At 40.9% G+C, this 25,760-nt stretch carries 27 protein-coding genes; 8 read left to right on the top strand and 19 right to left on the bottom strand.

What is annotated here, in order from left to right; all coding sequences use genetic code 11:
* Positions 1 to 118: 118 nt before the first annotated feature.
* Both GXP75_RS05485 and GXP75_RS05480 read left to right on the top strand, forming a co-directional pair.
* Entirely contained in the window at positions 119 to 829 is a 711-nt protein-coding gene (locus GXP75_RS05485; protein WP_214919340.1) for a response regulator transcription factor, read from the top strand.
* Between the two features lies 1 nt (position 830).
* Positions 831 to 2,240 (top strand): HAMP domain-containing sensor histidine kinase, encoded by a 1,410-nt coding sequence (locus GXP75_RS05480; protein WP_242556300.1) that lies wholly within the window; start codon positions 831 to 833, stop codon positions 2,238 to 2,240.
* Positions 2,241 to 2,364: 124 nt separating this feature from the next.
* Here the strand turns inward: GXP75_RS05480 and GXP75_RS05475 are convergent, their stop codons facing one another.
* Positions 2,365 to 2,676: a magnetosome magnetite crystal formation protein family gene (locus tag GXP75_RS05475; protein WP_061669410.1), complete on the bottom strand. Its 312-nt coding sequence runs from the start codon at positions 2,674 to 2,676 to the stop codon at positions 2,365 to 2,367.
* Between the two features lie 413 nt (positions 2,677 to 3,089).
* Here GXP75_RS05475 and GXP75_RS05470 point away from each other — a divergent pair, with 413 nt between their 5' ends.
* Both GXP75_RS05470 and GXP75_RS05465 read left to right on the top strand, forming a co-directional pair.
* Entirely contained in the window at positions 3,090 to 5,153 is a 2,064-nt protein-coding gene (locus GXP75_RS05470) for a thioredoxin domain-containing protein (protein WP_242556299.1), read from the top strand.
* Positions 5,154 to 5,355: 202 nt separating this feature from the next.
* Positions 5,356 to 6,702 carry an MFS transporter gene (locus GXP75_RS05465; protein ID WP_242556298.1) on the top strand — a complete coding sequence of 449 codons (1,347 nt, stop codon included), beginning with the start codon at positions 5,356 to 5,358 and terminating at the stop codon, positions 6,700 to 6,702.
* A 43-nt stretch (positions 6,703 to 6,745) separates the two neighbouring features.
* Here GXP75_RS05465 and GXP75_RS05460 read toward each other — a convergent pair whose 3' ends face one another.
* From GXP75_RS05460 to GXP75_RS05440, 5 genes are all read right to left on the bottom strand, one after another.
* The gene (locus tag GXP75_RS05460) at positions 6,746 to 7,126 is read right to left on the bottom strand and encodes a VOC family protein (RefSeq protein WP_214919290.1); all 381 of its coding nucleotides are present in this window, start codon (positions 7,124 to 7,126) and stop codon (positions 6,746 to 6,748) included.
* Positions 7,127 to 7,185: 59 nt separating this feature from the next.
* Positions 7,186 to 8,136, bottom strand: a complete 951-nt coding sequence (locus GXP75_RS05455; protein ID WP_242556297.1) for a transcriptional regulator CcpB — start codon at positions 8,134 to 8,136, stop codon at positions 7,186 to 7,188.
* Between the two features lie 193 nt (positions 8,137 to 8,329).
* Positions 8,330 to 8,848, bottom strand: coding sequence for a methylated-DNA--[protein]-cysteine S-methyltransferase (locus tag GXP75_RS05450; protein WP_242556296.1), 519 nt, complete (start codon positions 8,846 to 8,848; stop codon positions 8,330 to 8,332).
* Entirely contained in the window at positions 8,848 to 9,414 is a 567-nt protein-coding gene (locus tag GXP75_RS05445) for a bifunctional transcriptional activator/DNA repair enzyme AdaA (protein ID WP_242556295.1), read from the bottom strand. Before GXP75_RS05445 ends, GXP75_RS05450 begins: the two co-directional genes overlap by 1 nt.
* A gap of 118 nt (positions 9,415 to 9,532) precedes the next feature.
* Entirely contained in the window at positions 9,533 to 10,291 is a 759-nt protein-coding gene (locus GXP75_RS05440) for an exodeoxyribonuclease III (RefSeq protein ID WP_242556294.1), read from the bottom strand.
* Between the two features lie 188 nt (positions 10,292 to 10,479).
* Here GXP75_RS05440 and GXP75_RS05435 point away from each other — a divergent pair, with 188 nt between their 5' ends.
* Positions 10,480 to 11,400 (top strand): DMT family transporter, encoded by a 921-nt coding sequence (locus GXP75_RS05435; RefSeq protein ID WP_242556293.1) that lies wholly within the window; start codon positions 10,480 to 10,482, stop codon positions 11,398 to 11,400.
* Between the two features lie 88 nt (positions 11,401 to 11,488).
* Positions 11,489 to 12,157 (top strand): GntR family transcriptional regulator, encoded by a 669-nt coding sequence (locus tag GXP75_RS05430; protein WP_396022445.1) that lies wholly within the window; start codon positions 11,489 to 11,491, stop codon positions 12,155 to 12,157.
* A 98-nt stretch (positions 12,158 to 12,255) separates the two neighbouring features.
* On the opposite strand, the gene GXP75_RS05425 is transcribed toward GXP75_RS05430, so the two are convergent.
* From GXP75_RS05425 to GXP75_RS05390, 8 genes are all read right to left on the bottom strand, one after another.
* Positions 12,256 to 13,095, bottom strand: a complete 840-nt coding sequence (locus GXP75_RS05425) for an MBL fold metallo-hydrolase (RefSeq protein ID WP_242556292.1) — start codon at positions 13,093 to 13,095, stop codon at positions 12,256 to 12,258.
* 130 nt (positions 13,096 to 13,225) lie between these two features.
* A complete protein-coding gene (rpsR, locus tag GXP75_RS05420) occupies positions 13,226 to 13,465 on the bottom strand; it encodes a 30S ribosomal protein S18 (RefSeq protein ID WP_003326058.1) in 240 nt (79 codons plus the stop codon).
* Positions 13,466 to 13,508: 43 nt separating this feature from the next.
* Positions 13,509 to 14,024, bottom strand: coding sequence for a single-stranded DNA-binding protein SsbA (ssbA, locus tag GXP75_RS05415; RefSeq protein ID WP_003326057.1), 516 nt, complete (start codon positions 14,022 to 14,024; stop codon positions 13,509 to 13,511).
* 39 nt (positions 14,025 to 14,063) lie between these two features.
* The gene (gene rpsF / locus GXP75_RS05410; protein ID WP_003326056.1) at positions 14,064 to 14,351 is read right to left on the bottom strand and encodes a 30S ribosomal protein S6; all 288 of its coding nucleotides are present in this window, start codon (positions 14,349 to 14,351) and stop codon (positions 14,064 to 14,066) included.
* 112 nt (positions 14,352 to 14,463) lie between these two features.
* The gene (ychF, locus tag GXP75_RS05405; RefSeq protein WP_214919279.1) at positions 14,464 to 15,564 is read right to left on the bottom strand and encodes a redox-regulated ATPase YchF; all 1,101 of its coding nucleotides are present in this window, start codon (positions 15,562 to 15,564) and stop codon (positions 14,464 to 14,466) included.
* Between the two features lie 126 nt (positions 15,565 to 15,690).
* A complete protein-coding gene (locus tag GXP75_RS05400) occupies positions 15,691 to 17,694 on the bottom strand; it encodes a molybdopterin-dependent oxidoreductase (protein WP_242556291.1) in 2,004 nt (667 codons plus the stop codon).
* Positions 17,695 to 17,743: 49 nt separating this feature from the next.
* Entirely contained in the window at positions 17,744 to 17,950 is a 207-nt protein-coding gene (locus GXP75_RS05395; RefSeq protein ID WP_003326053.1) for a DUF951 domain-containing protein, read from the bottom strand.
* A gap of 131 nt (positions 17,951 to 18,081) precedes the next feature.
* The gene (locus GXP75_RS05390) at positions 18,082 to 19,086 is read right to left on the bottom strand and encodes a YkvI family membrane protein (RefSeq protein ID WP_106044823.1); all 1,005 of its coding nucleotides are present in this window, start codon (positions 19,084 to 19,086) and stop codon (positions 18,082 to 18,084) included.
* Positions 19,087 to 19,175: 89 nt separating this feature from the next.
* On the opposite strand from GXP75_RS05390, the gene yyaC reads away from it, so the two are divergent.
* Positions 19,176 to 19,790 carry a spore protease YyaC gene (gene yyaC / locus GXP75_RS05385; protein ID WP_010790554.1) on the top strand — a complete coding sequence of 205 codons (615 nt, stop codon included), beginning with the start codon at positions 19,176 to 19,178 and terminating at the stop codon, positions 19,788 to 19,790.
* A gap of 35 nt (positions 19,791 to 19,825) precedes the next feature.
* Here the strand turns inward: yyaC and GXP75_RS05380 are convergent, their stop codons facing one another.
* Both GXP75_RS05380 and soj read right to left on the bottom strand, forming a co-directional pair.
* A complete protein-coding gene (locus GXP75_RS05380) occupies positions 19,826 to 20,665 on the bottom strand; it encodes a ParB/RepB/Spo0J family partition protein (RefSeq protein WP_003326050.1) in 840 nt (279 codons plus the stop codon).
* On the bottom strand, positions 20,658 to 21,419 hold the full coding sequence (gene soj / locus GXP75_RS05375; RefSeq protein ID WP_003326048.1) for a sporulation initiation inhibitor protein Soj: 762 nt from the start codon (positions 21,417 to 21,419) through the stop codon (positions 20,658 to 20,660). The genes GXP75_RS05380 and soj overlap by 8 nt, the downstream gene beginning before the upstream one ends.
* 241 nt (positions 21,420 to 21,660) lie before the next feature.
* On the opposite strand from soj, the gene GXP75_RS05370 reads away from it, so the two are divergent.
* Entirely contained in the window at positions 21,661 to 22,101 is a 441-nt protein-coding gene (locus GXP75_RS05370) for a PH domain-containing protein (protein ID WP_242556290.1), read from the top strand.
* 48 nt (positions 22,102 to 22,149) lie between these two features.
* Here the strand turns inward: GXP75_RS05370 and noc are convergent, their stop codons facing one another.
* The 3 genes from noc to mnmG all read right to left on the bottom strand — a co-directional run bounded on the left by noc (position 22,150) and on the right by mnmG (position 25,742).
* Positions 22,150 to 23,001 carry a nucleoid occlusion protein gene (gene noc / locus GXP75_RS05365; protein ID WP_061571952.1) on the bottom strand — a complete coding sequence of 284 codons (852 nt, stop codon included), beginning with the start codon at positions 22,999 to 23,001 and terminating at the stop codon, positions 22,150 to 22,152.
* Between the two features lie 121 nt (positions 23,002 to 23,122).
* Positions 23,123 to 23,842 carry a 16S rRNA (guanine(527)-N(7))-methyltransferase RsmG gene (rsmG, locus tag GXP75_RS05360; RefSeq protein ID WP_003326045.1) on the bottom strand — a complete coding sequence of 240 codons (720 nt, stop codon included), beginning with the start codon at positions 23,840 to 23,842 and terminating at the stop codon, positions 23,123 to 23,125.
* Between the two features lie 13 nt (positions 23,843 to 23,855).
* Positions 23,856 to 25,742 carry a tRNA uridine-5-carboxymethylaminomethyl(34) synthesis enzyme MnmG gene (mnmG, locus tag GXP75_RS05355; protein WP_061571951.1) on the bottom strand — a complete coding sequence of 629 codons (1,887 nt, stop codon included), beginning with the start codon at positions 25,740 to 25,742 and terminating at the stop codon, positions 23,856 to 23,858.
* Positions 25,743 to 25,760: the final 18 nt, after the last annotated feature.

The following is a 25,760-nucleotide window of genomic DNA, read 5'->3' as shown; positions in this document are numbered from 1 at the left end:
AAGTACCCAACCAATGAATACTTAAATTGATGAATATAGAGGATTAATTTTTCCATACTAAGTACGTTTCGGTATAATCAATGTGCAGATATATTTATTTTTGAGAGGTGATAATGTAATGTCACTAAATAACAATAAAGTTTTAATTATTGATGATGAACAAGAAATTTTGAGGCTTATAAAGACAGTCTTAGTAAAAGAGGGAATTGAAAACGTGATTACGTCTTCAACTGCGAAAGATGGCTTTACTCAATTTCAACAAAAACAACCTGATATTGTTTTATTAGATATAATGCTGCCAGATGGAGAAGGCTACGATGTATGTAAGCAAATAAGAGAACTATCTAATATACCTATTATTTTTTTGTCGGCAAAAGGGGAAGAAACCGACAAAATTGTAGGGCTTGCCATTGGCGGGGATGATTATATTACCAAGCCGTTTAGTCCTAAAGAAGTGGCTTATCGTGTAAAAGCACAATTACGAAGAGCCAATTACTCACAGTCTAAAGGAATAACAGATAACATAATAAAAGTGGGGCCGTTTCAGTTAAGTGAACGAAAAGCCGAACTAACAAAGAATGGTGAACCTGTTGAATTAAAACCTAAGGAGTTAAGGTTAATGAAGTATTTCTTACAAAATCCTAATATGGTGATTAGTAAAGAAACACTCTATAATGCTGTATGGGGAGAGGATTTTTTTGGATCTGATAATACGATCATGGTACACATCCGCAGGCTCCGAGAGAAAATAGAAACAATACCTTCAAAACCAGACTATTTAGTAACTGTGAAAGGTTTGGGCTACAAATTTGTTGAAAAGGATGCATAATATGAAATGGCGATTAACGGGGAGATACATGGTTTCCGTCATAGTAGTTGCTATACTCATTGTTTTAATTAATTTGTCTGCCCTTTTGGTATGGCTATTTGCCCAGGCGAATTTTAATACCTCAATTGGCCATGAGAATGAAAATTCTGCCGAAACCTTTACACGATCATTTCAGAAATATTTAACAGTGACAAATGGTGAGGTGACAATCAGCAGGGAAGGTAAACAAGCTCTAAAAGATCGTAATGCATGGGTTCAAATTTTAGATAAAAAAGGCGAAGAACTATATAGCTACAGACAGCCTCAAGGCTTAAAAAAAGAATACACTCCTATAGAAATTGTGGATATGCACAAATATATGGATAAAAAATTATTATCGACTATTTTTGCAGGTGGAAAAAAAATTTCCGAACAAGAATATAGTTACTTTATTGGCTTCAAGGATCCTTCAATTAGGAAAGTTATTATCTCCTACGAAACCAAGCAAGTTATACAGAATATTAAAACAAAAACAATGACTATATTATTGATTGATGGGGCTATTGCTTTAATCATTGGGTATCTTTTTAGCAGACAACTTACACGTCCACTAAATACAATAATTGATGGGATCCAAAGGCTGGCAAATAAAGATTACAATATTAATTATGAACCGAAAGGGCTCTATAAAGATGTTTTCTATAATGTAAATCACTTATCACATCAACTAACAATAAATAAAAGGGAAAAAAATAAATTAGATCAAATGAGGGAAGAGTGGATTAGCAATATTTCTCATGATATTAAGACCCCCTTAGCATCTATACAAGGTTATGCTGAAATAATAAAAGATAAAGATTACGATCTTTCGTTAGATGTGATAAGAGATTACGCACAAATTATTGAAAGCAAATCACTTTATATTAAAGAAGTAATGGAAGACTTAAACCTAACGACAAGATTGAAAAATAATGATTTAACCTTAAATAGAAAAAACATCAATCTTGTATCATTGATACGAGACACTTTAATAGATATTTTAAATGATTCCAGATATGCTGATAAGACCATTGAATTTAATGCTAGTCAAGAGAATATACCAATAAGTCTCGACATTATTTTGATGAGGAGAGCAATTAGTAATTTAATTCTGAATGCTCTTGTTCATAATGATAGTAATGTAAAAATAGTTGTACACCTTGAAAAGAAAGAACGGACTCATATTACAATAAAAGATAATGGCAAAGGTATTGAAAAGAAAGAAGTTGATAAAATTTTCGACCGCTACTTTAGAGGAACAAACACTGGAACGTTGCATAAAGGATCTGGTCTTGGAATGGCTATAGCCAAAGATATTATACAGAAACATGACGGAGAAATTGTTATTAACAGTACCGTTGGTAAAGGCACAAGTATAAATATAAAATTATAAGCAGTATGAACAATATCAAATTATAATTAGAATGATTTTCGTAGATACAACATCTTATTGTAGGACAACACAAAGAAACGGTTCTGGTTTAAAACAGAACCGTTGTTTGCTTTTATTTATACCTTTAGCGTTCTGCTAATACCTTTATTCCTTTGACTATATTCCATACGAAAAAATAGATCCCAATAATAAGAGAAATAACATAAGTAGCTACAAGAACAGGTCCGCTATGATTCCAACCGTTTATTCCCAGTAATCCCGATCCAGCAATACCAATGGCAAAAATAATATAAGGTATTAGATGAGTCCATAAAGATTTTTTTGCATGATATTTCACATCTCCCTGGCTCAGAAAGTATACGATAATTGGAAATAAAAACGGCGCAAAAAATATACTAAAATAACATAGTGAAGATAAAACTCTATTTTCTTTCAAATGTCTCACCTCTATCTTTTTATTCAGGTAATAGTCCCCTAGTTTTCTCATAATATAACGTCATTGAAAGCTTAAGGATCGAATAATTCCCCTTTCTAAGCTCTACAATCATATTGTACAACCCAAACCTTACCCCATTTTAATAGTAACCTTACATAAACCTTAAAAATACTATATCATTAATATTTTCGTGGCCTTTGACATGATATTAGTTGCGAACCTCAAGTGAAATTGCACTTTCTTGAAGAAACTAAAAATAAATAATACAATCGAAGAGAATATCGAAAATTAAAATTGTGAATTTTTGAATGAATTCAACATCGGAAGTTAAGATTTCATTACTAATATTTCTTTATAATTTTGTATAAATTAATTAGGAGTTAAAAGAAATCGAATCGAAAGAAGGTGATCCCATGCCAAACAAAAGTAAACCCAATAGATTAATCAATGAAAAATCACCATACTTACTTCAACACGCCCACAACCCAGTAAACTGGTTCCCTTGGGGAGAAGAAGCCTTCGAAAAAGCAAAACGTGAAAACAAGCCGGTTCTGGTCAGCATCGGCTATTCGACTTGCCATTGGTGCCACGTGATGGCCCACGAAAGCTTTGAAGACGAGGAAATTGCCCGCCTGTTAAATGAGCGGTTTGTTGCCATTAAAGTAGACCGGGAAGAGCGTCCGGATGTTGATTCTGTTTATATGAGAATTTGTCAGTTGATGACCGGACAGGGCGGCTGGCCGTTAAATGTGTTTATTACGCCTGATCAGAAGCCGTTTTATGCCGGAACTTATTTTCCGAAGACGAGCAAGTTCAACCGTCCTGGATTTATTGACGTTCTCGAACATCTTTCAAACACGTTTGCCAATGATCGCGAGCACGTAGAAGAGATTGCTGAGAATGCTTCCAGCCATTTGCAAATCAAAACGCCCGAGGGACATGGAACGTTGACGAAAGAGGCGCTCCATCGTACGTTCCAGCAGCTGATGAGCGGGTTTGATACCGTTTATGGCGGGTTCGGCCAAGCTCCTAAGTTTCCGATGCCCCATATGCTCATGTATCTTCTTCGCTATCATCAATACACCGGTCAGGAAAACGCCCTCTATAACGTCACCAAGACGCTGGACAGTATGGCGAATGGAGGAATTTATGACCATGTAGGCTATGGGTTTGCCCGCTACTCGACCGATGACGAATGGCTTGTTCCCCATTTTGAAAAAATGCTGTATGACAATGCGTTATTGCTGACAGCTTATACAGAAGCGTATCAAGTTACACAAAACAGCCGCTATCAACACATTGTCGAGCAGATCATCTCGTTTATTCAACGGGAAATGACGCATGAGGACGGAAGCTTTTACTCAGCTTTAGATGCGGACACAGAGGGAGTAGAAGGGAAATATTACGTGTGGTCTAAGGATGAAATCATCGAAACATTAGGAGATGAGCTTGGCGAGCTGTATTGTGCCGTTTACAATATCACCTCATCAGGTAATTTCGAAAGCCACAATATTCCCAATTTGATTCATACGAAATTAGACAGGGTAAAAGCAGAATTTGATTTAAATGAACAAGAAATCAATAAACAACTCGGGGAAGCAAGGCAAAAACTATTGAAAAAGCGAGAAACAAGAACGTATCCCCACGTTGATGATAAAGTGCTGACCTCGTGGAACGCGCTTATGATTGCGGGTCTTGCAAAAGCGGCAAAAGTATTCCAAGCACCGGAATACCTCAATATGGCTCAGGCAGCCGCTGCCTTTATTGAAAAAGAATTAATCATAGACGGGCGCGTCATGGTTCGCTATCGTGACGGCGAAGTGAAAAATAAAGGATTTATTGATGATTATGCCTTTTTATTATGGGCCTACATTGAGCTTTATGAAGCCGGCTATGACCTGGCCTATCTGCAAAAAGCAAAAGACCTATCGGCAAAAATGCTTGATTTGTTTTGGGATCAGAAGCATGGCGGTTTTTATTTTACAGGGCACGATGCGGAAGCGTTACTTGTCAGAGAAAAAGAAGTGTACGATGGCGCTGTGCCTTCCGGAAATAGCGTCGCGGCCGTACAGCTTTTGCGGCTTGGCCATCTGACAGGCGAATTATCCCTGATTGAAAAAGCAGAAAAAATGTTCTCCGCTTTCAAACGGGATGTCGAGGCGTATCCAAGCGGCCACTCCTTCTTTATGCAAAGTGTGCTAACCCATATGATGCCTAAAAAAGAGATTGTTATTTTCGGCCGTAAAGACGACAGCCAGCGCCAGCACATCATATCCGCTCTGCAGCAGGCGTTTCAACCGAATTTTTCAGTCTTAGTGGCAGAACATCCGGATCAATGTAAAGACATTGCACCATTTGCATCTGATTATCGCATCATCGACGGAAAAACGACCGTCTATATTTGTGAAAATTTCGCTTGCCAGCAGCCGACAACAGATATAGAAGAAGCTATAAAAACATTAAGCAGCAAGGATTAATTTCCTTGCTGCTTTCTTTGTTCTATTGACTGCAACAGTAACAGGCTCCCCGCCCCGGAGTATTTGAAATAGACTCTTTTTAAAAATGCCTTTTATCTAGTGATTTAAACTCTGTTTCAGATAAAAAAAGACATTTATAATATAGCTAGGCGGATTATTTTCTGTTTTTTCTAACTTTTTTCTTATACAAAGGGGGTTTACTATGAATTTCGGTCAAAATCACACTCAACCATTTTCAAATGTAGCGAATCGTCTAGATCGTCTCCCGATTTCACGTGTCCATTATCAAGTGCTTACCGCTCTCGGCATTGTGTATTTCTTTGATCTGGCCGACTTATTTACACTCAGTAATGTGGCACCGGCGCTGATTGAGCATTGGGGAATCAAATTAAGCACGATTGCCAACGTGACAGCGGCTTCGTTCTTAGGCATGTTTTTAGGCGCTTCATTAGGCGGGCGCTTGGCGGATCGAATCGGAAGGAAGAAAGCATTAAATTGGTTCGTATTCATCTTTTCTGTCTCATCTTTGTTAAATGCCCTTGCATGGGACATACCGTCCCTCATTGCTTTCCGCTTTCTGACAGGGCTTGGCGTTGCTTCGGCTATGATTGTGACGAACAGTTATTTAGCTGAGTTTTTCCCTTCCGATGTGCGGGGAAAGTACATCTCTTTTTGCGCTATGATCGGTTTAATAGGGGTTCCGATTACTAACGTCGTATCAGCATTTGTCATCCCCTTAGGACCGTGGGGATGGAGACTTGTGTTTGTGTGGGGAGCAGCTGGACTTATTTATTTTTTATCCACCCGCAGGCTGGAAGAGTCGCCCCGCTGGCACGAGAATCGCGGCGAATATGGCAAAGCAGATACGATTATGAAACGAATCGAAGCACGTGTTGAACAAGAAAAAGGCCCGTTGCCTGTGCCAAAAGAAGCAGCACCTGTTCAGACCGTTCAAAAAGCGGGCTACTTAGGCTTATTTAAAGGGAGAAATTTAAAAATCACGATCGTCTTATCCGCTGTATGGATTTTCGAAACGTTTGGCTTCTATGGATTTGCATCATGGGTTCCAAGCTTGCTGAAAAGCAATGGCATCACAATGGAAAAAACGCTGTGGTACAACGTGCTTCACTCCGTCGGCGCCCCGCTAGGCGCACTCATTGGTTCGATGATATCAGAAACCTTTCAGCGAAAATGGATTTTAGCCGCCAGCGCATTCCTGACCGCTATAGCGGGATTGTTGTATGGCATGACATTTATTCCGCTGATGATTATCATATTTGGTTTTGTTGTAAACATTACCGAACGGGTTTTCACCTCGAATTTATATGCCTATACATCTGAACCTTATCCGACGGAGTTCCGCTCTTCAGGAAGCGGGTTAGCTTATGGGCTTGGCCGTTTTTCCAATATATTCGGCTCGTTACTCGTTGGTTTTATTGCTGTACAGCTCGGCTATGTGAGCGTCTTTTTATTTATTGGCGGCTGCTGGCTGGCTTGCTCCGTCTTATTAATCTTCTTTGGTCCCAAAACGAATTCACAGCAAGTGTAATAAAAAACAGCACAGGCAAAAGCCGTGCTGTTTTTTCGAGATTTTATGTTGTAATTTCGATCAGATTCCCTTCATGGTCTTCAATCACACTTTCATAGTAGCCGTCACCCGTCACGCGAGGGCCGCTTACGAGTCGATAGCCGTCCTTTGTCAGGGTTTGGGTAAGGTTGTCCACTTCTGCTTCACTGCCAGTTGAAAATGCAAGATGAGCCCATCCTAATGCTGTTTCCGAAGGTTTTGAATCAATATTGCCTTTCTTCATAATCTCCAGCCTTGCCCCATTATCAAACGTTAAAAAATATGATTTGAAATCCTTTTTCTCATTATGATAAAGCGAATTTGATTTTGCCTTAAAGTACTTCTCGTAAAACGCCTTCATACGCTCTAAGTCTCTGACCCATATGGCCACATGTTCAATATGCATGTTGTCCCTCCTTATTTGATGGTCTCTATTTAGTTATAAGGTATGAAAAGCATTTCAGTTCAAGTTTTATTTCCAACAAGCTGGTGCGGGATTTTTATTTTTGCGGGAGTATCTTTCAGAAATAAGGAAAATGCAGCTTCTCCTAACTGCTCAAGATTCAAATCCAGTGATGAAAAATGCAGCACCTGGCTGACGGAGAGGTTGCCTTCTCCGATAATCTCAAGCTCTTCAGGGATAGACCAATTGTGTTTCTGTGCATATAAGTGAATTCCGGCTGCAATTTCATCACTATTTGCATAAATCGCAGTCGGTTTTCTATTCAGATTATGAAAATAACCTCCGGCCTTTTCTCCGTCCGTCATATGATTGCAGCCAGCCAGTATATTGTGCTCTTCCAACGGCCCGTAAACAGACTCAAAAGCACTTACTTTATCAGCTGTGCTTGGGCTCTGTGAAGCCTCCCGAACACAAGTAAAAGCAATATTTTCGTGACCCCGTTTTTTCAAGTATTGAAAACCTTCTATATAAGCAGATTTTCTATCATTGTAAGCACACGGAATTTCTGCTTGATTAGTATATTCACAAGCAATAATACGGCCATATTCTGCATAAGGTAAAATCTCTTCCCATGTGTTTGCTTTGGAGGTGATGATTAATCCGTCTATTTTTTTTGTTCTCACCATCTCCAGATACTTTTTTTCAATCCCGGCATTATATTTTGTCGGCAAAAGCGTCGTAGCATATTGATGTTCAAAAGCTGTTTTTGTTATACCGTTCACTATTTTATCGAAACAAGGATGGTCGCTATAAGGCAGGATGACACCGATGGTATTCGTTTTTCCGCGAATCAAGTCAATAGCGGTCCGGTTCGGTGTATAATCTAATTCTTCCATCGCCTGCCGGACAGCAAGCCTTTTCTCTTCAGCCACATACGGATGTTGATTTAACACTCTTGAAACAGTAGATACGGATACATTCGCCATTTTCGCAATATCTTTTATATTCGCCAACTCGACTCCTCCAAAACATTGGTTATGTAATTATTCCTTGATCGCCTTGGGTTCTCCTGCCGCTGAAGAAGAATGGCAATTAGATTAAGGCAGACCCATTCGGATCTGCCTTCACAGGAAAAATATTAAGGTGAAAAACTATTCTGGCTCACATAAACACGTTTGGTTTTATATTATTCTCTCACTCTTACCATTATCCTCCTTTTTCCAAACTCAGCAATTGTTTTTTCATCTCCAAACCGCCTCTGAAGCCGGTTAATTTTCCGTTTTTCCCTATGACTCTATGGCAGGGGACCGTAATCAGTACGGGATTGGCGCCGATAGCTGTTCCGACTGCGCGTACTGAATCCCGTTTTTGTATGCGTTCAGCGATGTCTGAATACGAGTAAGTTTCACCATAAGGAATCTCACGCAAGGCATTCCATACCGCCAATTGAAACGGCGTTCCCTGCACATCAATCGGCATCGTAAATTCTTTTCTGCCACCCTTTATATACTCTTCCAGCTCTGCCACATAGGGATGTAATACTTTATCGTCTTGCACCAGTGTGTGCTGGGGGAATTTTTTCTCAGCCCAAAGCGCAAGTTCGTCAAAGTCTTTGTTGTGTGATCCGACGAAGCAAAGCCCTTTTGATGTAGCTGCCATGTATAAATTCCATTGATTACATACAAATAACTTCCAATAAATGATTGTGTGTTGCTTCGCTTGCATTATGTTACCTCCTTAGAGATCTGCCTGTATGTAGTCGGCGTGTACCCCGTCCTTTTTTTAAACAAGGTTGCAAAATGGGCTGTGTTAGGTATGCCTACTGCTAATCCGATCTCCATGATTGACTGGTCAGTAAGCTCCAGATATTGAGCAGCCGTTGCTATGCGCTTTTTTTGTATATATTCTATAGGGGTGATCCCTTCCACTTTCTTAAAAGTCCTCTGTAAATGATAAGGGCTGCCATGGCACATATCGGCTAGCTTATCTAATGTCAGTGATTCACTATAGCTGCGGTCTATGAACTCTTTTATTTGTGTGACCCAATCTTCATCCGGTAAACGCAATCCGTTTGGTTTACACCGCTTACAAGGTCTGAATTTTTTCGCCAATGCCTGCTCAGCCGTTTGAAAAATCCGGACATTTTCCTTGTTGGGAACTCTGGACTTGCAAGATGGGCGGCAAAAAATGCCGGTTGTTTTTACAGCATAATAAAATGCTCCATCATAGGACGAATCATTGTTTACAATGGCGTTCCACTTCTCATCCGGCAGGTTCGTTTTTTCTGCCATATGAATCACCTCCACCTTCAGTATAGACAAAATCAGCACGTATGTACGGATTTTGGGATGTATGAGCAAGATTACAAAGATGAAAAAAAGACCCTTTATCTTGAAAGGGTCTTCCGGATTAAAGATCAATCGTCAGCTCAACCGGGCAATGGTCGGAACCCATCACTTCATTGCAGATCTTTGCGCCCCTGATCTGCTTTTTGAGCCTTTCTGACACTATGAAATAATCTAGACGCCAGCCAACGTTTTTGGCCCGCGCATTCATGCGGTAGGACCACCAAGAATATGCCCCTTCCTGATTGGGGTGTAAGTAGCGGAATGTATCAATGAATCCTTCCTCTAACATCTGACTGAATCTTTCTCTTTCCTGATCAGAAAAACCGGCATTTTTTCGGTTTGCTTTAGGGTTTTTCAAATCGATTTCTTGATGCGCAACATTCAAATCACCGCATAACACGACAGGCTTCTTCACATCTAATGCTTTTATATAGGATAAAAAAGCATCTTCCCATTCCATGCGATAGTCGATACGCTCTAATCCGCGTTTTGCATTCGGTGTATATACCGTAATGACATACATGTTCTCAAATTCCAACGTGATCAATCTGCCCTCTTGATCGTGCTCTTTTATTCCTAAGCCGTACGTAACAGCAAGCGGCTTTTTTTTGGTAAAAATCGCTGTTCCGGAATATCCTTTTTTCTCAGCGTAATTCCAATACACATGATAGCCCTCTGGTTCTAACTTAATCTGTCCATCTTGTAATTTGATTTCCTGCAGGCAGAAAATATCAACGTTCTCTTCTTCCAGATAGCTGTTAAAATTCATTTTTGTCAAAAGGGCACGCAGCCCGTTTACGTTCCATGACATCAGTTTCATTTGTACTCCCCCTGGCTGATTCGCTGCTGCAAAATCGTTATCTTTAAAATTATCACAGTGAAATCAATCTGTCTTTGACTGACATTTATAATATAGTATATAATATATTACACTTTACTAATCATTCAATCTTATTGCAGATTTTCTAATAGACATCGATAAAAAAACAAGATTGGCGAGGGAAAAATATGAATGGTGAACACGCAGCACTATCGCACTCACGAACAAAAGGAATTGCACTTGTACTTACAGGCTCCATTTTATGGGGAGTATCAGGAACTGTCGCTCAATATCTCTTCCAACAACAACACTTTAATGTAGAGTGGTTAACTGTCGTACGTTTATTATTATCAGGCATTCTATTATTAGGGCTTGCTTATCGAAAAGAAAAACAACGAATATGGGCAGTATGGAAGGATAAAACGGATGGGCTAAATCTAGTTTTATTTGGTATTCTAGGCATGTTGTCTGTTCAATATACCTACTTCGCCGCCATCCAGCATGGAAATGCAGCGACAGCTACTGTGCTCCAATACTTAGCTCCTGCCCTCATTACATGTTATGTGGCTATTCGTTCAAAGCGCCTCCCTACTGTAAAAGAGTTAATCGCTGTATTTTTAGCTATTATAGGAACATTTTTTCTTGTTACCCATGGCGATATTCATAGTCTTTCCATTTCTGGATGGGCGCTTTTTTGGGGCCTTAGCTCAGCGTTTGCACTTGCTTTTTATACACTCCACCCGCACAAACTGCTTGCGAAATGGGGAGCTGCTATTGTAGTAGGATGGGGGATGTTAATAGGGGGATTAGGTTTAAGTTTGATTCATCCGCCTTGGAAGTTTGAAGGGCAATGGTCTGTGTCAGCGTATGCCACAGTTATATTTATTGTCCTATTTGGAACACTCACAGCTTTTTATTGTTACTTAGAAAGCTTAAAATATCTAACGGCTTCTGAAACTAGTCTCATAGCATGTGCAGAACCATTATCGGCAGCCTTTTTATCAGTTATATGGCTGCATGTAACCTTTGGAATATCAGAGTGGTTAGGAACATGCTGTATTCTAAGTACAATCATGATCTTATCTATCAAAGAAAGAAAACTTAAATAAGCTTTTACCCTTTCCACCCGGCGCTGTCAACTCAGGCTCAATGTGGTATATTACATATTAATTCTCCCTTTTGAAGAGGTGCTGAACATTGACTATTAATAAGAATGAGCCAAAATTAAAACGGACGTTTATGAAGGATGAAGTATACAACACGCTGCGAGATTGGATCATCACAGGCAAACTTGAACCCGGGGCAAAATTAAGAGATCAAGATTTATCAGAGACGCTGGGAATCAGCCGTACCCCCATTCGAGAAGCTTTACTTAAATTAGAAAATGATGGACTTGTGGTGACTAAAGCCAATAGATGGACATTAGTATCTCCAATTGACTTAAATGATGCATATAATATCTATTCAATTGTATGGACACTAGAGAGCTTGGCTATGGAGAAAGCATTTCCTCACATGACATCAGCAGATTTAGAAGAGCTGGAACAGCTTAATGAACATTTGCATCATGCCATGGAATCAGGAGATAGGTTTACTGCACTTGAGGCAGATAATGCTTTTCATGATAAAATCATTCAACTATCCAATAACTCAGAGCTGCAAAAGATGCTGATCAGCCTCAAAACGAAAATACAAAGAATCGAAATGTATTATTTCAGCCAAAATGATGCCATGCATACATCCTATAATGAACATCTGCAAATAATAGATGCCATTAGAAACCAAAAAATAAATCTCGCCATCAAAGCAATCAAAGCGAACTGGAAGAACAGCTTAGACCACATTCAATTGAATAATGAGCAATAAGAATTTTGATAAGGTGCTCTCATTCAAATAAGCAGCATGGGATTGAACACATGCTGCTTTTGCGGATCTTAAATAAAATCATCGAGCTTTTCAAAAAGCTACAAATACTCCAATTTTAATCCTGCTCCAACTTCTTTTATATCGGCTACTGTTGAAAGTGCTACTTTAGAGGCTAAATCAGTACAATGACAAGGATGAAGATCTGCAGGTTTAATTTCTTTTATGTATTGTACCGTTTTCTCCAACTGTTCTTTTGGAGGATCCAACAAATGAAATCCTCCAATAATATCAGCTATTCTTTCTTCCTGGCATACTTCTTTAGCATATTCAATAATGTTACAAATTCCGGAATGCGCACAGCCTACAATAATAACCAGCCCTTCGGATGACTTATATACTAAGGCTGTATCATCCTGTACAAGATCCTCAACTTCACCTTGTTCAGTCACAATTTTCCCTATCGCACCTTTGCCTTCAAAATCAAATTTCCTTTTAACTTCTCCTAAAAATACCAATTGATCAGTCAGCCATACTGGTTCTTTAGATAAACGGACAGGAAAGTGTTTATTTACCTTTTCATGAGATAAGATACTTCCTATCTCACCTATAGAATCAAATAATTTACTTTCGAACACTAATGGGTGTCCTATAACTGCAGGCGTTTTATGTATCATATTCTCATTTTTAGCTTCCATGTACAGTCTAATTAAATGAGTTAATCCCCAAGTGTGGTCTACATGTCCATGTGATAAGGCAACAAAATCTAAATCCGATAAATCAATATTCATTTTTTCAGCATTCTTAATAAAGATATCAGAATATCCAGTATCAAATAGAATACGCTTATTACCCTCTTCAATAAAGAAAGATAATGCCGGTTCCCCTAAAAAATATCGATCAATAAAAGTATTATTATCCACTAATACAGATAGTTTCATGAAATCATAGCACCTTTCTACATCAGATTGCTTTCATTCCTTTAAAACATATTATCTGTGAAGATCTGTTGTTTTTCTTTTGAAAAAAAGAGCAAGAACCCTAAGGTCCTTGCTCTTTAAACGTCTCAGCTTACTCACCAGTTACGTATGGTAGTAATGCCATTTGACGAGAAAGTTTGATTGCTGCTGTAAGTTTACGTTGATACTTAGCGTTTGTTCCAGTTACACGACGTGGTAAAATTTTACCTCGCTCAGAAACGAACTTTCTAAGAAGATCTACGTCTTTGTAGTCGATGTGCGTAATGCCGTTAGAAGTGAAGTAACAAACCTTACGGCGTTTCGCGCGACCGCCTCTGCGTCCTCCTGCCATTGTCATTTCCCTCCTTTCCTTTTGAAATTAAGCGATATTCACATTAGAACGGAAGATCATCATCTGAGATGTCAATCGGTTTGCCGTCGTTGGCAAATGGGTCATCATTGAAGCTGTTCCCTTGATTTCGTTTCTGATTGTTTTGATTTCCGCCAAATGGATTATCATTTTGGCCTCCGCCAAAGTACTGGCCTCCGCTATTTCCTTCGTTGTATCCACCTGAACCAGAACCGCCGCCGCTTTTCGGCTCAAGAAACTGAACACTTTCAGCCTGAACTTCGGTCACGAAGACGCGCTGTCCCTGCTGGTTTTCGTAATTTCTTGTTTGTAAACGGCCATCCACGCCTGCAAGGCTTCCTTTTTTAAGGAAGTTTGCAACGTTTTCGGCTTGTCTTCTCCAAGTGACACAATTAATGAAATCGGCCTCACGTTCTCCTGACTGATTCGTAAACGTACGATTCACCGCAAGAGTAAACGTGGCAACAGCCGCACCGTTAGGCGTATAACGAAGCTCTGGGTCTTTTGTCAGTCTTCCGACTAATACAACTCGGTTAAGCATAAGAAAGACCACCCTTTAACATTATATATTTCAATTAGCTTATTCTTCTTCTTTTACAACAACGTGGCGAATGATATCGTCACTGATCTTAGCTAGACGGTCAAATTCTTGAACTGCCGCAGCATCAGACTGAACATTTACGATTTGGTAAAAACCCTCACGGAAATCATTGATTTCGTAAGCAAGACGGCGTTTACCCCAATCTTTTGTTCCAGTGATCTCCGCACCGTTAGAAGTCAAAACATTGTTGAAACGTTCAACAACTGCTTTTTTAGACTCATCATCAACGTTTGGACGGATAATGTACATAACTTCGTACTTTCTCATCTGTTTGCACCTCCTTTTGGACTAAGCGGCCCATTAAATGGGCAAGGAGCAATAATTCTATTACTCACAATTTTATATTATACCAAAGCTCTTGTCCTATTACAACTCTGGCTTATACATTAAATCGGAAATGAATGACATCTCCGTCTTTCACAGTGTATTCTTTCCCCTCAAGACGGACTTTTCCTGCTTCCTTCGCAGCTGCCATGCTGCCTCCGTCAAGAAGGTCATCATACGCCACCGTTTCAGCGCGGATAAATCCCCGTTCAAAGTCAGTATGGATGATTCCTGCACACTCAGGCGCCTTCATACCTCTTTTGAACGTCCAGGCTCTTACTTCCTGCTCGCCTGCTGTAAAATACGTTGCCAAGCCAAGCAATGAGTATGACGCTTTAATCAGCTGATCAAGGCCTGACTCCTCAATTCCAAGCTCTTCAAGGAACATTTGCTTTTCATCGCCTTCAAGTTCTGCAATTTCAGACTCGATCTTTGCACAAACCACGATGACTTCTGCTTTTTCTCCTGAAGCATATTCACGGATTTTAGCAACATATTCATTTCCGGACGGATCAGCTACTTCATCTTCACTGACGTTCGCCACATATAGTACCGGTTTAGATGTAAGAAGGTGAAGCTGCTTCACAAGTTTATTCTGTTCTTCCGTGAATTCCACTGAGCGCGCCGGTTTTTCCTGCTCAAACGCTTCCTTCAGCTTTGTTAAAATATCAAATTCAATAACCGCATCTTTGTCTTTTTGCTTTGCAAGTTTGCTGACGCGAACGATTCGTTTCTCAACCGTCTCCATGTCAGCCAGAATCAATTCAAGGTTGATCGTTTCGATATCATCAATCGGATCTACCTTTCCTGAAACGTGTGTAATATTATCATCCGCAAAAGCGCGTACAACGTGGCAGATCGCGTCAACCTGGCGAATATGAGAAAGAAATTTATTTCCCAATCCTTCACCTTTAGATGCACCTTTTACAATCCCGGCAATGTCCGTGAATTCAAAAGCAGTAGGCACTGTTTTTTTCGGGTTAACCAGTTCTGTCAGCTTTTGAAGGCGTTCATCCGGCACTTCTACAATCCCGACGTTCGGGTCAATCGTACAGAACGGGTAGTTGGCAGATTCTGCGCCGGCCTGTGTAATCGCATTAAACAACGTTGATTTCCCGACGTTAGGCAAACCAACAATTCCAGCTGTTAAAGCCATTCTTTCATCTCCTCTATATAAAACCATCATTGTGTTAACGTTTTTTGAACCTAGAGCAATTATAAGGAGGTTCACTGGAAAAGACAAGCTGGCAAAAAAGCCTTTTGACCCCCTCAATTCCTCTGATTACGCTTTTTTCATGCCTACAAGACAGTCAAAAAGCGTACTTCCCATTCCATTATCAGAATTTGTATCCTTAGTGAGCGTATTGACCGAGCCTCCGAATGCCGACCACATGCCTTCATCTATATTGATTGTTTTCGGGTGGGCCTGTTTCATAATCTTAGCCTTTCCTTCCAAATGTCCCCGCTCATTAAATACCACTACAACATCACCATCCTGCACCGCCTGTTCGTCAGCAATATCAGGAGAAATATCAACCTGTATATGCTGCATCTTTTCAATAAACGGTACGTGTTGGGAATGGTTTGAACGCTGCGGATGAATCGACAAAAGGGTATAAGGGTATTTTTCAGCAAGCCGGCTGTCATGAAATGCAGATTCTTCAGGCACGTCCAATTTAGGCAGACCGCTATAGCCTTTTTTCTCTGCCGCAGATGAAACAAATTCAAACTTTCCACTCGGAGTCAAAAACTTATAATCATCCCACGGCACTTCTTTCACAGGGAGGGGAAGATGCCCTTTCTCTTTCAACCGCTCAAGTGCCACGCCCTCTTTTTCTAAAGAGGACAAGCCCATTTGCAAAAATTCTTCCGTGCTATACTCAAAAAGCTCTCCAAATCCAAGTCGCTTGGCAAGCTCGGCCCAGATCCAGCTGTCAGACTTTGCTTCTCCCTGCGGTTCAACAAGCTTTTTTCCATACTGCACAAAATGATGGTACATACTTGAATAATAAATATCCTCTTCCTCAAACACGGTTGCCGTCGGCAGGACGTAGTCACAAAGCTTCGCGGTATCAGTCAAAATCGAATCAATGGCTACCGACATCGGCACTTTTTCAAAAGCTTCCTTCACCTTATTGGTATTTGGCACCTGTGTAAGCGGATTGCCGCACGTTACGATTATCATTTCGATTGCAGGATCGGCTGCCGTCAAGATCTCTTCTGCCTGTGTCATCATTGAAAACGTTCGGGATTGAGTTTTTAATTCCGGAAGAGTCAACTTCGGCTTCGCAAAGCTTTCTCCAATTTGGACATTTCCGAAATTTGCGCCGCCTCCCTTAATTCCGACATTACCGCTAGCCGCAACAAGGGCATCAATCCAACGGATCGTTCCGCCGCCGTTTTTATAACGCTGCATTCCGAGCCCCATAAACGTGGCCGTCGGTCCATCGGCATAAATATCCGCCAAATACTGAAGCTCTTCTATTGATGTTTCAGTTTTTATAATAATCTCTTCCAAAGAAACAGATGCCAGCAAGGATGCCACCTCATCAAAACCGAATGAATGATTACGAATGAAATCCTCATTTGTTTTCCCTGATTGAATTAGAATTTTCAATACACCAGCCGCAAGCCACCCGTCCATACCGGGTTTTACAGAAATGTACCGGTCTGCAAGCTTAGCAGTCGGGTTGAAAATCGGATCAATTACCGTGAGAGTCGAGCCCTGTTTTTTGACCTGCTGCAAATGATGATATAAGTGCATATTGGTTCGGGACACATTTCTCCCCCAAACAATGACATGCTTACTATTGTATATATCCAGAGGGCCATGGCCGTAAGAGCGGCCAAAATCCCAGCTCTGCGCCTCTATCCCCGAGCCCCAGCAAATACTTCCGACAATTTCGGTTACACCGCCGTAACCATTAAAAAAACGCTGATCCAGCGCTTTTAAAAGTCCGTTATTTGCATAATCATGACTATGCAAAACTGCCGTTGTTCCCGCTGTCTCCTTAATCTTTTGCATCCTGTCCGCAATTTCATCCAATGCCTGGTACCAAGAGATGCGCACAAACTCACCGTTTTGCTTTTTCATCGGATAACGGAGCCGTTCAGGCGCATTCGTTTTCGTTTCAAGCATTCTCCCGCGTCCGCAGATTTTCCCTTCGGTTATCGGGTGATGAGGATCTCCGTCCACTTTTTTCACCTTTTCATTCTCGACAGTCACCAAAAATCCGCAGCTATCCCAGCAATTCAGCGGACAAGCTGATTGATGCACTTTGCTCATCGGCGTCTCTCCTTACGTACTATATGAAAAAGCATGAGTGACAGCCTTTCTATGAAGTAGGCTCCTCATGCTTGACTAATACTTTTTTTAATTTTCTTTCGAATTCTTTTCTCGGAATCATTACACTGTGGGAGCATCCCTCACACTTAATTCGAATATCCATCCCCATCCGTATAATTTTCCATCTGTTCGCTCCGCACGGGTGAGGTTTTTTCATTTCAACAACATCATTCAGGCCAAAGTCTTTATCCGCCAAGACCATTCACCTCTTTTCATAGACTGCTTTTTCTATTGTACAAAAAAACAGATGATAAGAGCAATCATCATCATTGAAAAGAAAAAAATCCCTGTAGGATACGATAACTATTTCACATTTTTAATATAATTTTATATTTTTTTCCACTTACTTAAAATAGGGTATAATAATAGACAAACTAATAAATAAAGGTTCAATAATCCATAAATCGGGTATAAAAAAGCAATTAAGTCAGAAAAACCGAAAGATGTAAAAGGAACCATCGCGGCTAAGAGAAGAAAGACAACCATCCATCTCGGAAGCCTGACAAATGCAAGCAGCCGGCTCGACAGCCCAAATACTCCCGCAACTGTCGTCGTATAGATCGCTAAACACAATACCGCAGTCATACATAAAAATAAGGGATAAGGTGCGCCCTCAAGCACAGCAAAAAGCGGAATTTCATATTGTGAAAGACTTCCGGCAAGCTCGACTAACGTTTCATTATACACAAATGAAATAATCCCAAAAATCAGACCGCTTGCCACACTAGCGATCTTCGCTTCTCCCAACCCTTTCATGTCCTTGCCTACAGAAGATAAGATGGCTACAACCGAAAGAATGTTCAGAGACGTAAAGGTGATACTTGCCGGCCAATTATATTGCCGGGTCAAATCAATCGTCCACGTATGATGATGGGTTGTCTGAAAAGAAAATAACGCATACAGCAAACCAGCCACGAGGATGGGGATGAGAACTGTGTTCACAGATAAGATCCCATTAATATCCCAAAAAAACAAACAAACAGTTACGCCGCAAAGCAATGCGACACCCGCCCAAAAGGGAAGCTTGTACATTTGAAGCGTAACTCCGCCGCCCGCAATCATCACGGTTGTAGTCGAAAATAAATAGAACACAATAAGCACATCATAAATCTTGGCCAGCAGCGGGCCCATTAAATGTTCGAGAACGGGCAGAAAATGCGTCGATTGAACCTTATAGCTTATTTTCATAACGACGTAAGCCGAGAGACTGAACATCACTGTAAATAAAAAAATAGCAAGTCCGCTTTCCACGCCGAAAAACTGCCATATTTCTTGACCGCTAGCGTATCCGGCGCCGATTAAGCTTCCTAAAATGAGCAGCATCCACCTCATCCCGGCCTTCCACAACTTTATCACCTCATAGGTATAGATTTCAGCTTGTTTCCGTATACTGTTACTACTATGACAAGGAAGTGAAACCTATGAATCGAAAAGGCGGGCTTTTTTCTCAGGAACGAGTAAAGCAATATGTTTCACATACGGATTCAACAGCAGCAAAACAAATTCAAACCATTCTCGCCGCGGCCTTACGCAAAGCTGCCGGCAGACCCATTGTTGTGGTATGTATAGGGACAGACCGTTCCACCGGCGATTCATTAGGCCCGCTTGTGGGGATGAAGCTGAGACAACTGCAATTGAACAGATTACACGTTTACGGAACACTATCCGATCCTGTTCATGCTGTTAACATGAAAGACAAACTCAGTGAGATTCATAAACTACATAAAAATCCATTCGTTATCGCGGTCGATGCGTGTTTGGGCCGTGTAAAAAGCGTTGGTTCATTCCAAATTGGAGAGGGGCCTTTGAAACCCGGAGCGGGTGTGCAAAAAGATTTACCTGAGGTTGGGCATCTTCATATCAACGGAATAGTCAATGTGAGCGGATTTATGGAGTACTTTGTCCTGCAAAACACCCGTCTCCATTTGGTCATGAGTATGGCAACAGTGCTTGCTGAAGGACTGAGTTTAACAGACCGGACAGAGTGGAGACAAGAGCGGCTCAATCCGTTTCAGAAGCTTACAGGACGGCTATAAAAAAAACCATCTCTATATGAAGATGGTTTCTTTGCTCAAGAATCTTTTTCTGCCAAAAGATCAAGAATGCGGTCAAGATCTTCATTAGAGAAAAATTCAATTTCTATTTTGCCTTTTTTCTTTTGTCTTTTTATATTGACTGTCGTTCCAAAATAATCTTGTAAATAAGATTCTCTTTCTTTTAAAACAGCATCTTTCGGAGGTTCCTTTTTCTTTGTTTCACGTGAAACATCCTGGTTTAGTTGTTGAATGATCTGTTCAAGCTGGCGGACATTGAGCTGTTCTGCTATCACTTTTTGAACTAATGGTTGAAGCTTATTTTTATTTTTCAGTCCCAATAATGTTCTGCCGTGCCCCATTGAAAGTGTCCCATCGGCAATGAGCTGCTGAATTTCCTCTGGCAGGGTCAGCAATCGTAAATGGTTGGCAATATGAGGTCTGCTTTTTCCAAGACGTTTCGCCAGTTGTTCTTGCGTTACATCTAAATGCTTAAGCAGAGAATCGTAAGCAAGAGCTTCTTCCAACGGTGACAAGTCCTCACGCTGAAGATTTTCCAGTAACGCGATTTCTCTCATCAATGACTCTGATAATTCGCGTACAATGGCAGGCACTGTATCTAAACCGGCAAGCTTTGCCGCACGGAAGCGCCGTTCTCCAGCGACAATATCATAGCCTTTTAAAGATTTTCTGACAATGATAGGCTGAAGGATTCCATGCTGCAATACAGACTCCTTTAATTCAGCTAATGATTCATCGTCAAAGGTTTTTCTGGGCTGATAAGGATTAGGACGCAATTCGCTAATTTTGATTTCCTCAACCGTCTCTTCAGACACATTAAACAACGCGTTAAACCCTTTTCCAAGACCCTTAGCCATTCGCAGCCACTTCCTTTGCTAAATCTAAATATACTTCCGCACCTCTTGATCGCGGATCGTATAAAATGATGGGCTTACCGTGACTCGGTGCCTCGCTCAGGCGGACATTTCGAGGAATTACCGTCTGATATACTTTATCTCTAAAATACTTCTTAACCTCTTCTATAACTTGAATACCCAGGTTTGTTCTGGCATCAAGCATCGTCAGTAACACGCCTTCAATCATTAAATCAGTATTTAAGTGCTTTTGCACCAGCCGTACTGTATTTAATAACTGGCTTAAACCTTCAAGAGCATAGTATTCGCATTGAACAGGAATAACGACCGAATCTGAAGCGGTTAGCGCATTAATTGTCAGCAAACCTAATGACGGCGGGCAATCAATAATAATATAGTCATAGTTTTGCTTCACTGCTTCTAACGCTCTTTTTAATCTGACCTCTCTTGAGATGGTCGGGACTAATTCAATTTCTGCCCCCGCAAGCTGTATTGTCGCGGGAATTACATCCAAGTTCTCCACTGAAGTCGGTTTAATTATATCTATTACATCTGCATCATCTACTAAAATATCGTACACACAATGATCTACATCGGCTTTCTCAATCCCTAATCCGCTTGTTGCATTCCCTTGCGGATCAATATCTACTAGCAGAACCCTTTTTCCTATGTAAGCTAGACACGCTCCAAGGTTGACTGAAGTCGTTGTTTTACCGACCCCGCCTTTTTGGTTCGTAATTGCTATGATTTTCCCCACGATGTCACCTACTTTCACATGAACATGTACTGTCATGTCTCTATTTTAACAAAAAAAGAATAAAGCGTTTCACTTTTTTCATTTTTTTGTTTCTTCCGAAAGGATATATTCGGAAATTTCATTATAAACACTATGCTCCCTCTTATACATTCTTTCATTTCTAAGTTTTTTTGACCTGAAAAAGGGATTTTGATGATTTAAAAAGAAGAAGTTACATAGAAGACAGATAGGCGGTGTATATATGGTTTTTAAAACAAAACGTGATCTGCCTGTATCGCTCATTATGGCTTTTCTTGTCTTGCTGATTCAAGCGGATGCTTTTGTCCCTTTTATACTTGGAAATTCCGGCGGATGGAGCTGGACGATTTTTAGCATAATGACATTCCTCAACGTGATCATTCTTTGGAGTTTTATTGATTTAAAATATGTACTGGACGAACATCATCTTTATATTAAAGCCGGGCTCATCAGGAGTAAAATTCCTTATCATTTGATTGATAGGGTGATTCAAAAAAACAAGCTGTTTTCCGGATTTCGCCTTATTGGCTCTCGGAAGGCTATCACCATTTATTACAGAGGGGGTTTTGGACACTTGGTCATTTCCCCTATGGTACAAAATCAATTTATAGAAAAGCTCATAGAAAAGAATCCTGATATTATTGTAGAATATCACAAAAAGTAATTTACTTCCTTTTACTAAAAAAACTCTCCTGTTAACCAGGAGAGTTTTTTACTTTGGAATTCGGATCGTCAATTGGATGTATTCTTCAAATTCTTCTTCTTCGGTATTTAATTTCACTCCGCTGTCCTCAACCATAGACAACGATTGGCGAATTGTATTCATTGCGATTCTTGTATCTCTGCTGAACGCTTTGCGTCTCGGTTTTGGTTTTCGCTGGTCTTGTTCAAGCATTTTAACCACTCGGTCTTCCGTCTGCTTAACATTCAGGCTTTTTTCAATAATTTCTGAGAGCAGTGTGACTTGGAGCTCAGGCTGTTTCAGCGGAATCATCGCTCTGGCATGGCGCTCCGTAATTTTCTTCTGCATGATCGCATCCTGAACCGGTTCAGGCAGCTTCAATAACCGAAGTTTATTTGCAATCGTAGACTGTCCTTTTCCCAGACGCTGCGCTAATGCTTCCTGTGTTAAATCATGAAGCTCTAAAAGCCTTGCATAGGCGTGCGCTTCCTCAATAGAAGACAATTCTTCCCTTTGCAAGTTTTCAATCAGTGCAACAGATGCTGTTTCCGTATCAGAAAAATCCTTGATAATAGCGGGAATTTTCACCCATTCAAGGGTTTGTACCGCTCTCCAGCGGCGTTCACCCGCAATGAGTTCATATTGGCCTTCCTCTTCTGTATGCCTGACGACGATCGGCTGAATAATGCCGTGTGTATGAATAGTCATAGCTAATTCTTGGATTTTTTCATCTGAGAAAATGGTGCGTGGTTGAAAACGGTTGGGAACGATAGCATCTACCGGTATTTCCAGAATCTCTTCTTTGTTTGTATCATGGTCAGCAATCTCCGGTTCCTCTTCTTTCTCACCAAGCCCGAAGAGACGAGAGAATGAATGCTTCATGTACCTACACCACCTTTAAAAACTACCATTTTTATAATTCTATTTTCTCATGGCTTTTCCTGCTGTATGTTCATCAATTTTGAAGAAATGATGAGGGTATTGTCACATTATGCTGTCTAAACTACCCTTCAATTGGCGATTTATTAGGAGTCCCGGGTTTTCTTGGGTATTTCTTAGGTGTATTTTTTTTCTTTCTCATTACGATGATGTTCCGGTCGCTTTCTTCCAACGGAAGCTTAAAGGAATGGACTTGCTCAAGTTCTCCTCCGAGCGTTGTGATTGCTTTTTTCCCCGCCTTCAGCTCTTCTTCAGCAGAAGCCGCCTTTAACGCAACAAACAAACCATTCTTCTTTACAAGAGGAAGACAAAGTTCGCTTAATACGGAAAGCCTCGCTACAGCCCGAGCCGTCACGATATCATAGCTTTCTCGAAGATCTTGGCGCTGTCCGAAAGTTTCCGCTCTGTCGTGATAAAATGATGTATTCTCTAGTTGTAAAGCTTCAGCCAGCTTTTCCAAAAACGTAATTCTCTTGTTTAATGAATCAACGATGGATACTTGGAGATGCGGAAAACAAATTTTAATCGGCAAGCTCGGAAAACCCGCTCCCGCGCCGACATCACAAATTGTGTTTACTTGTTTAAAATCAACATAAAAAGCCGCTGTAATCGAATCATAAAAATGCTTCAAGTACACTTCTTTTTTCTCTGTTATGGAAGTCAGATTGATTTTTTCATTCCACTCGACAAGCATCTCATAATACAACTCAAATTGTTCCAGCTGACGGGAAGAAAGGGAAATCCCTTTTTCCGCCAAGCCAGACGTGAATTCTTCAATATTCATGCCGTCATCCTTTCTATTCGGCTACCTTCGCAATGCGTCCTTGCTCTAAATAGACCAAAAGAATTGAAATATCCGCTGGATTTACACCAGAAATACGGGAAGCCTGAGCAACAGATAGAGGTCTTACTTCTTTCAGTTTTTGACGGGCTTCGGTTGCAATTCCCTTAATCGCATCATAATCAATTCGATCCGGAATTTTTTTATTTTCCATCTTTTTAAGCTTTTCAACCTGTTGAAGTGACTTTTCAATATATCCTTCATATTTCACTTGAATTTCTACTTGTTCTGCCACTTCCGGCGCTACCGGTGTTTCAGCCGGCGCAAGTTTGGTGACAGATTCGTAGTTCATTTCAGGACGCTTCATCAAGTCTGTGCCGCGCACTCCGTCTTTCAATTCGCTTCCGCCAAGAGAACGGATATACTTTTGATTTTCTTCAGACGGCTTGATGATCACAGAATACAAACGCTTTTTCTCTGCTTCGATTGCCGCTTTTTTCGTTTGGAACGACTGGAACCGCTCATCTGAAATCAATCCAATGCGATGGCCGATTTCTGTTAAACGAAGGTCGGCATTATCATGACGCAGCAGCAGTCTGTATTCAGCGCGGGATGTCAAAAGACGGTAAGGTTCATTTGTTCCTTTTGTCACAAGGTCATCAATTAAAACGCCAATATACGCATCAGAACGGCTGAGAATGACTTCTTCTCGATCAAGAGCCTTCCGTCCTGCATTTATGCCTGCCATGATTCCTTGGCCTGCCGCCTCCTCGTAACCAGACGTTCCATTGATTTGTCCTGCCGTGAACAGATTAGGGATTTTTTTCGTTTCAAGCGTCGGCCACAGCTGTGTCGGTACAATCGCGTCATACTCGATTGCATAGCCCGCTCTCATCATTTGAACCTTTTCCAGTCCCGGAATCGTTGAAAGCATTCTTTGCTGCACGTCCTCCGGAAGACTTGTCGATAAACCTTGGACATAGACTTCTTGCGTATTTCTGCCTTCTGGCTCAAGGAAGATCTGGTGACGCGGCTTATCATTAAACCGAACCACTTTATCTTCAATTGACGGGCAATATCTCGGACCTGTTCCTTTAATCATACCGGAATACATCGGTGAACGATGCAGGTTGTTGTCAATAATCTCATGAGTCTCAGGACTTGTATATGTCAGCCAGCATGGCAGTTGGTCTGTAATATACTCCACAGTTTCATATGAGAAAGCGCGGGGCACTTCGTCTCCCGGCTGTATCTCAGTTTTGCTGTAATCAATCGAGTCGCCTTTGACACGCGGCGGTGTTCCTGTTTTAAAACGAACAAGATCAAATCCCAGCTCTTCCAAATGCTCAGAAAGTTTAATAGAAGGCTGTTGATTATTCGGACCGCTTGAGTAAGACAAATCACCTAAAATAATTCTTCCTCTTAAATATGTTCCAGTTGTCAGCACAACAGCTTTAGACCGATAATGCGCACCGGTTTGCGTTACAACTCCGCGGCATTCTCCGTCTTCAATGATTAAACGTTCCGCAATTCCCTGAAGCAGTGTTAAATTTGGTTCTTTTTCAAGCGTATTTTTCATTTCATGCTGATATTGGAATTTATCCGCTTGCGCACGCAAAGCGCGGACAGCCGGACCTTTTCCCGTATTCAGCATTCTCATTTGAATATGCGTTTTATCTATATTTCTAGCCATTTCTCCGCCAAGCGCATCAATTTCGCGGACGACAATCCCTTTCGCGGGGCCGCCGACAGACGGGTTACATGGCATAAAAGCAACCATATCAAGGTTGATGGTTAACACAAGCGTTTTGGCACCTTGGCGCGCTGATGCGAGGGCAGCCTCAACACCGGCATGCCCGGCGCCAATAACGATCACATCGTATTGGCCTGCTTCATACCCCATGATTTTTGTTCCTCCTTT

Source organism: Bacillus sp. HU-1818 (genome assembly GCF_022695965.1).
GTDB lineage: Bacteria > Bacillota > Bacilli > Bacillales > Bacillaceae > Bacillus > Bacillus atrophaeus.
This window is presented reverse-complemented; position numbering and strand designations above follow the sequence as displayed.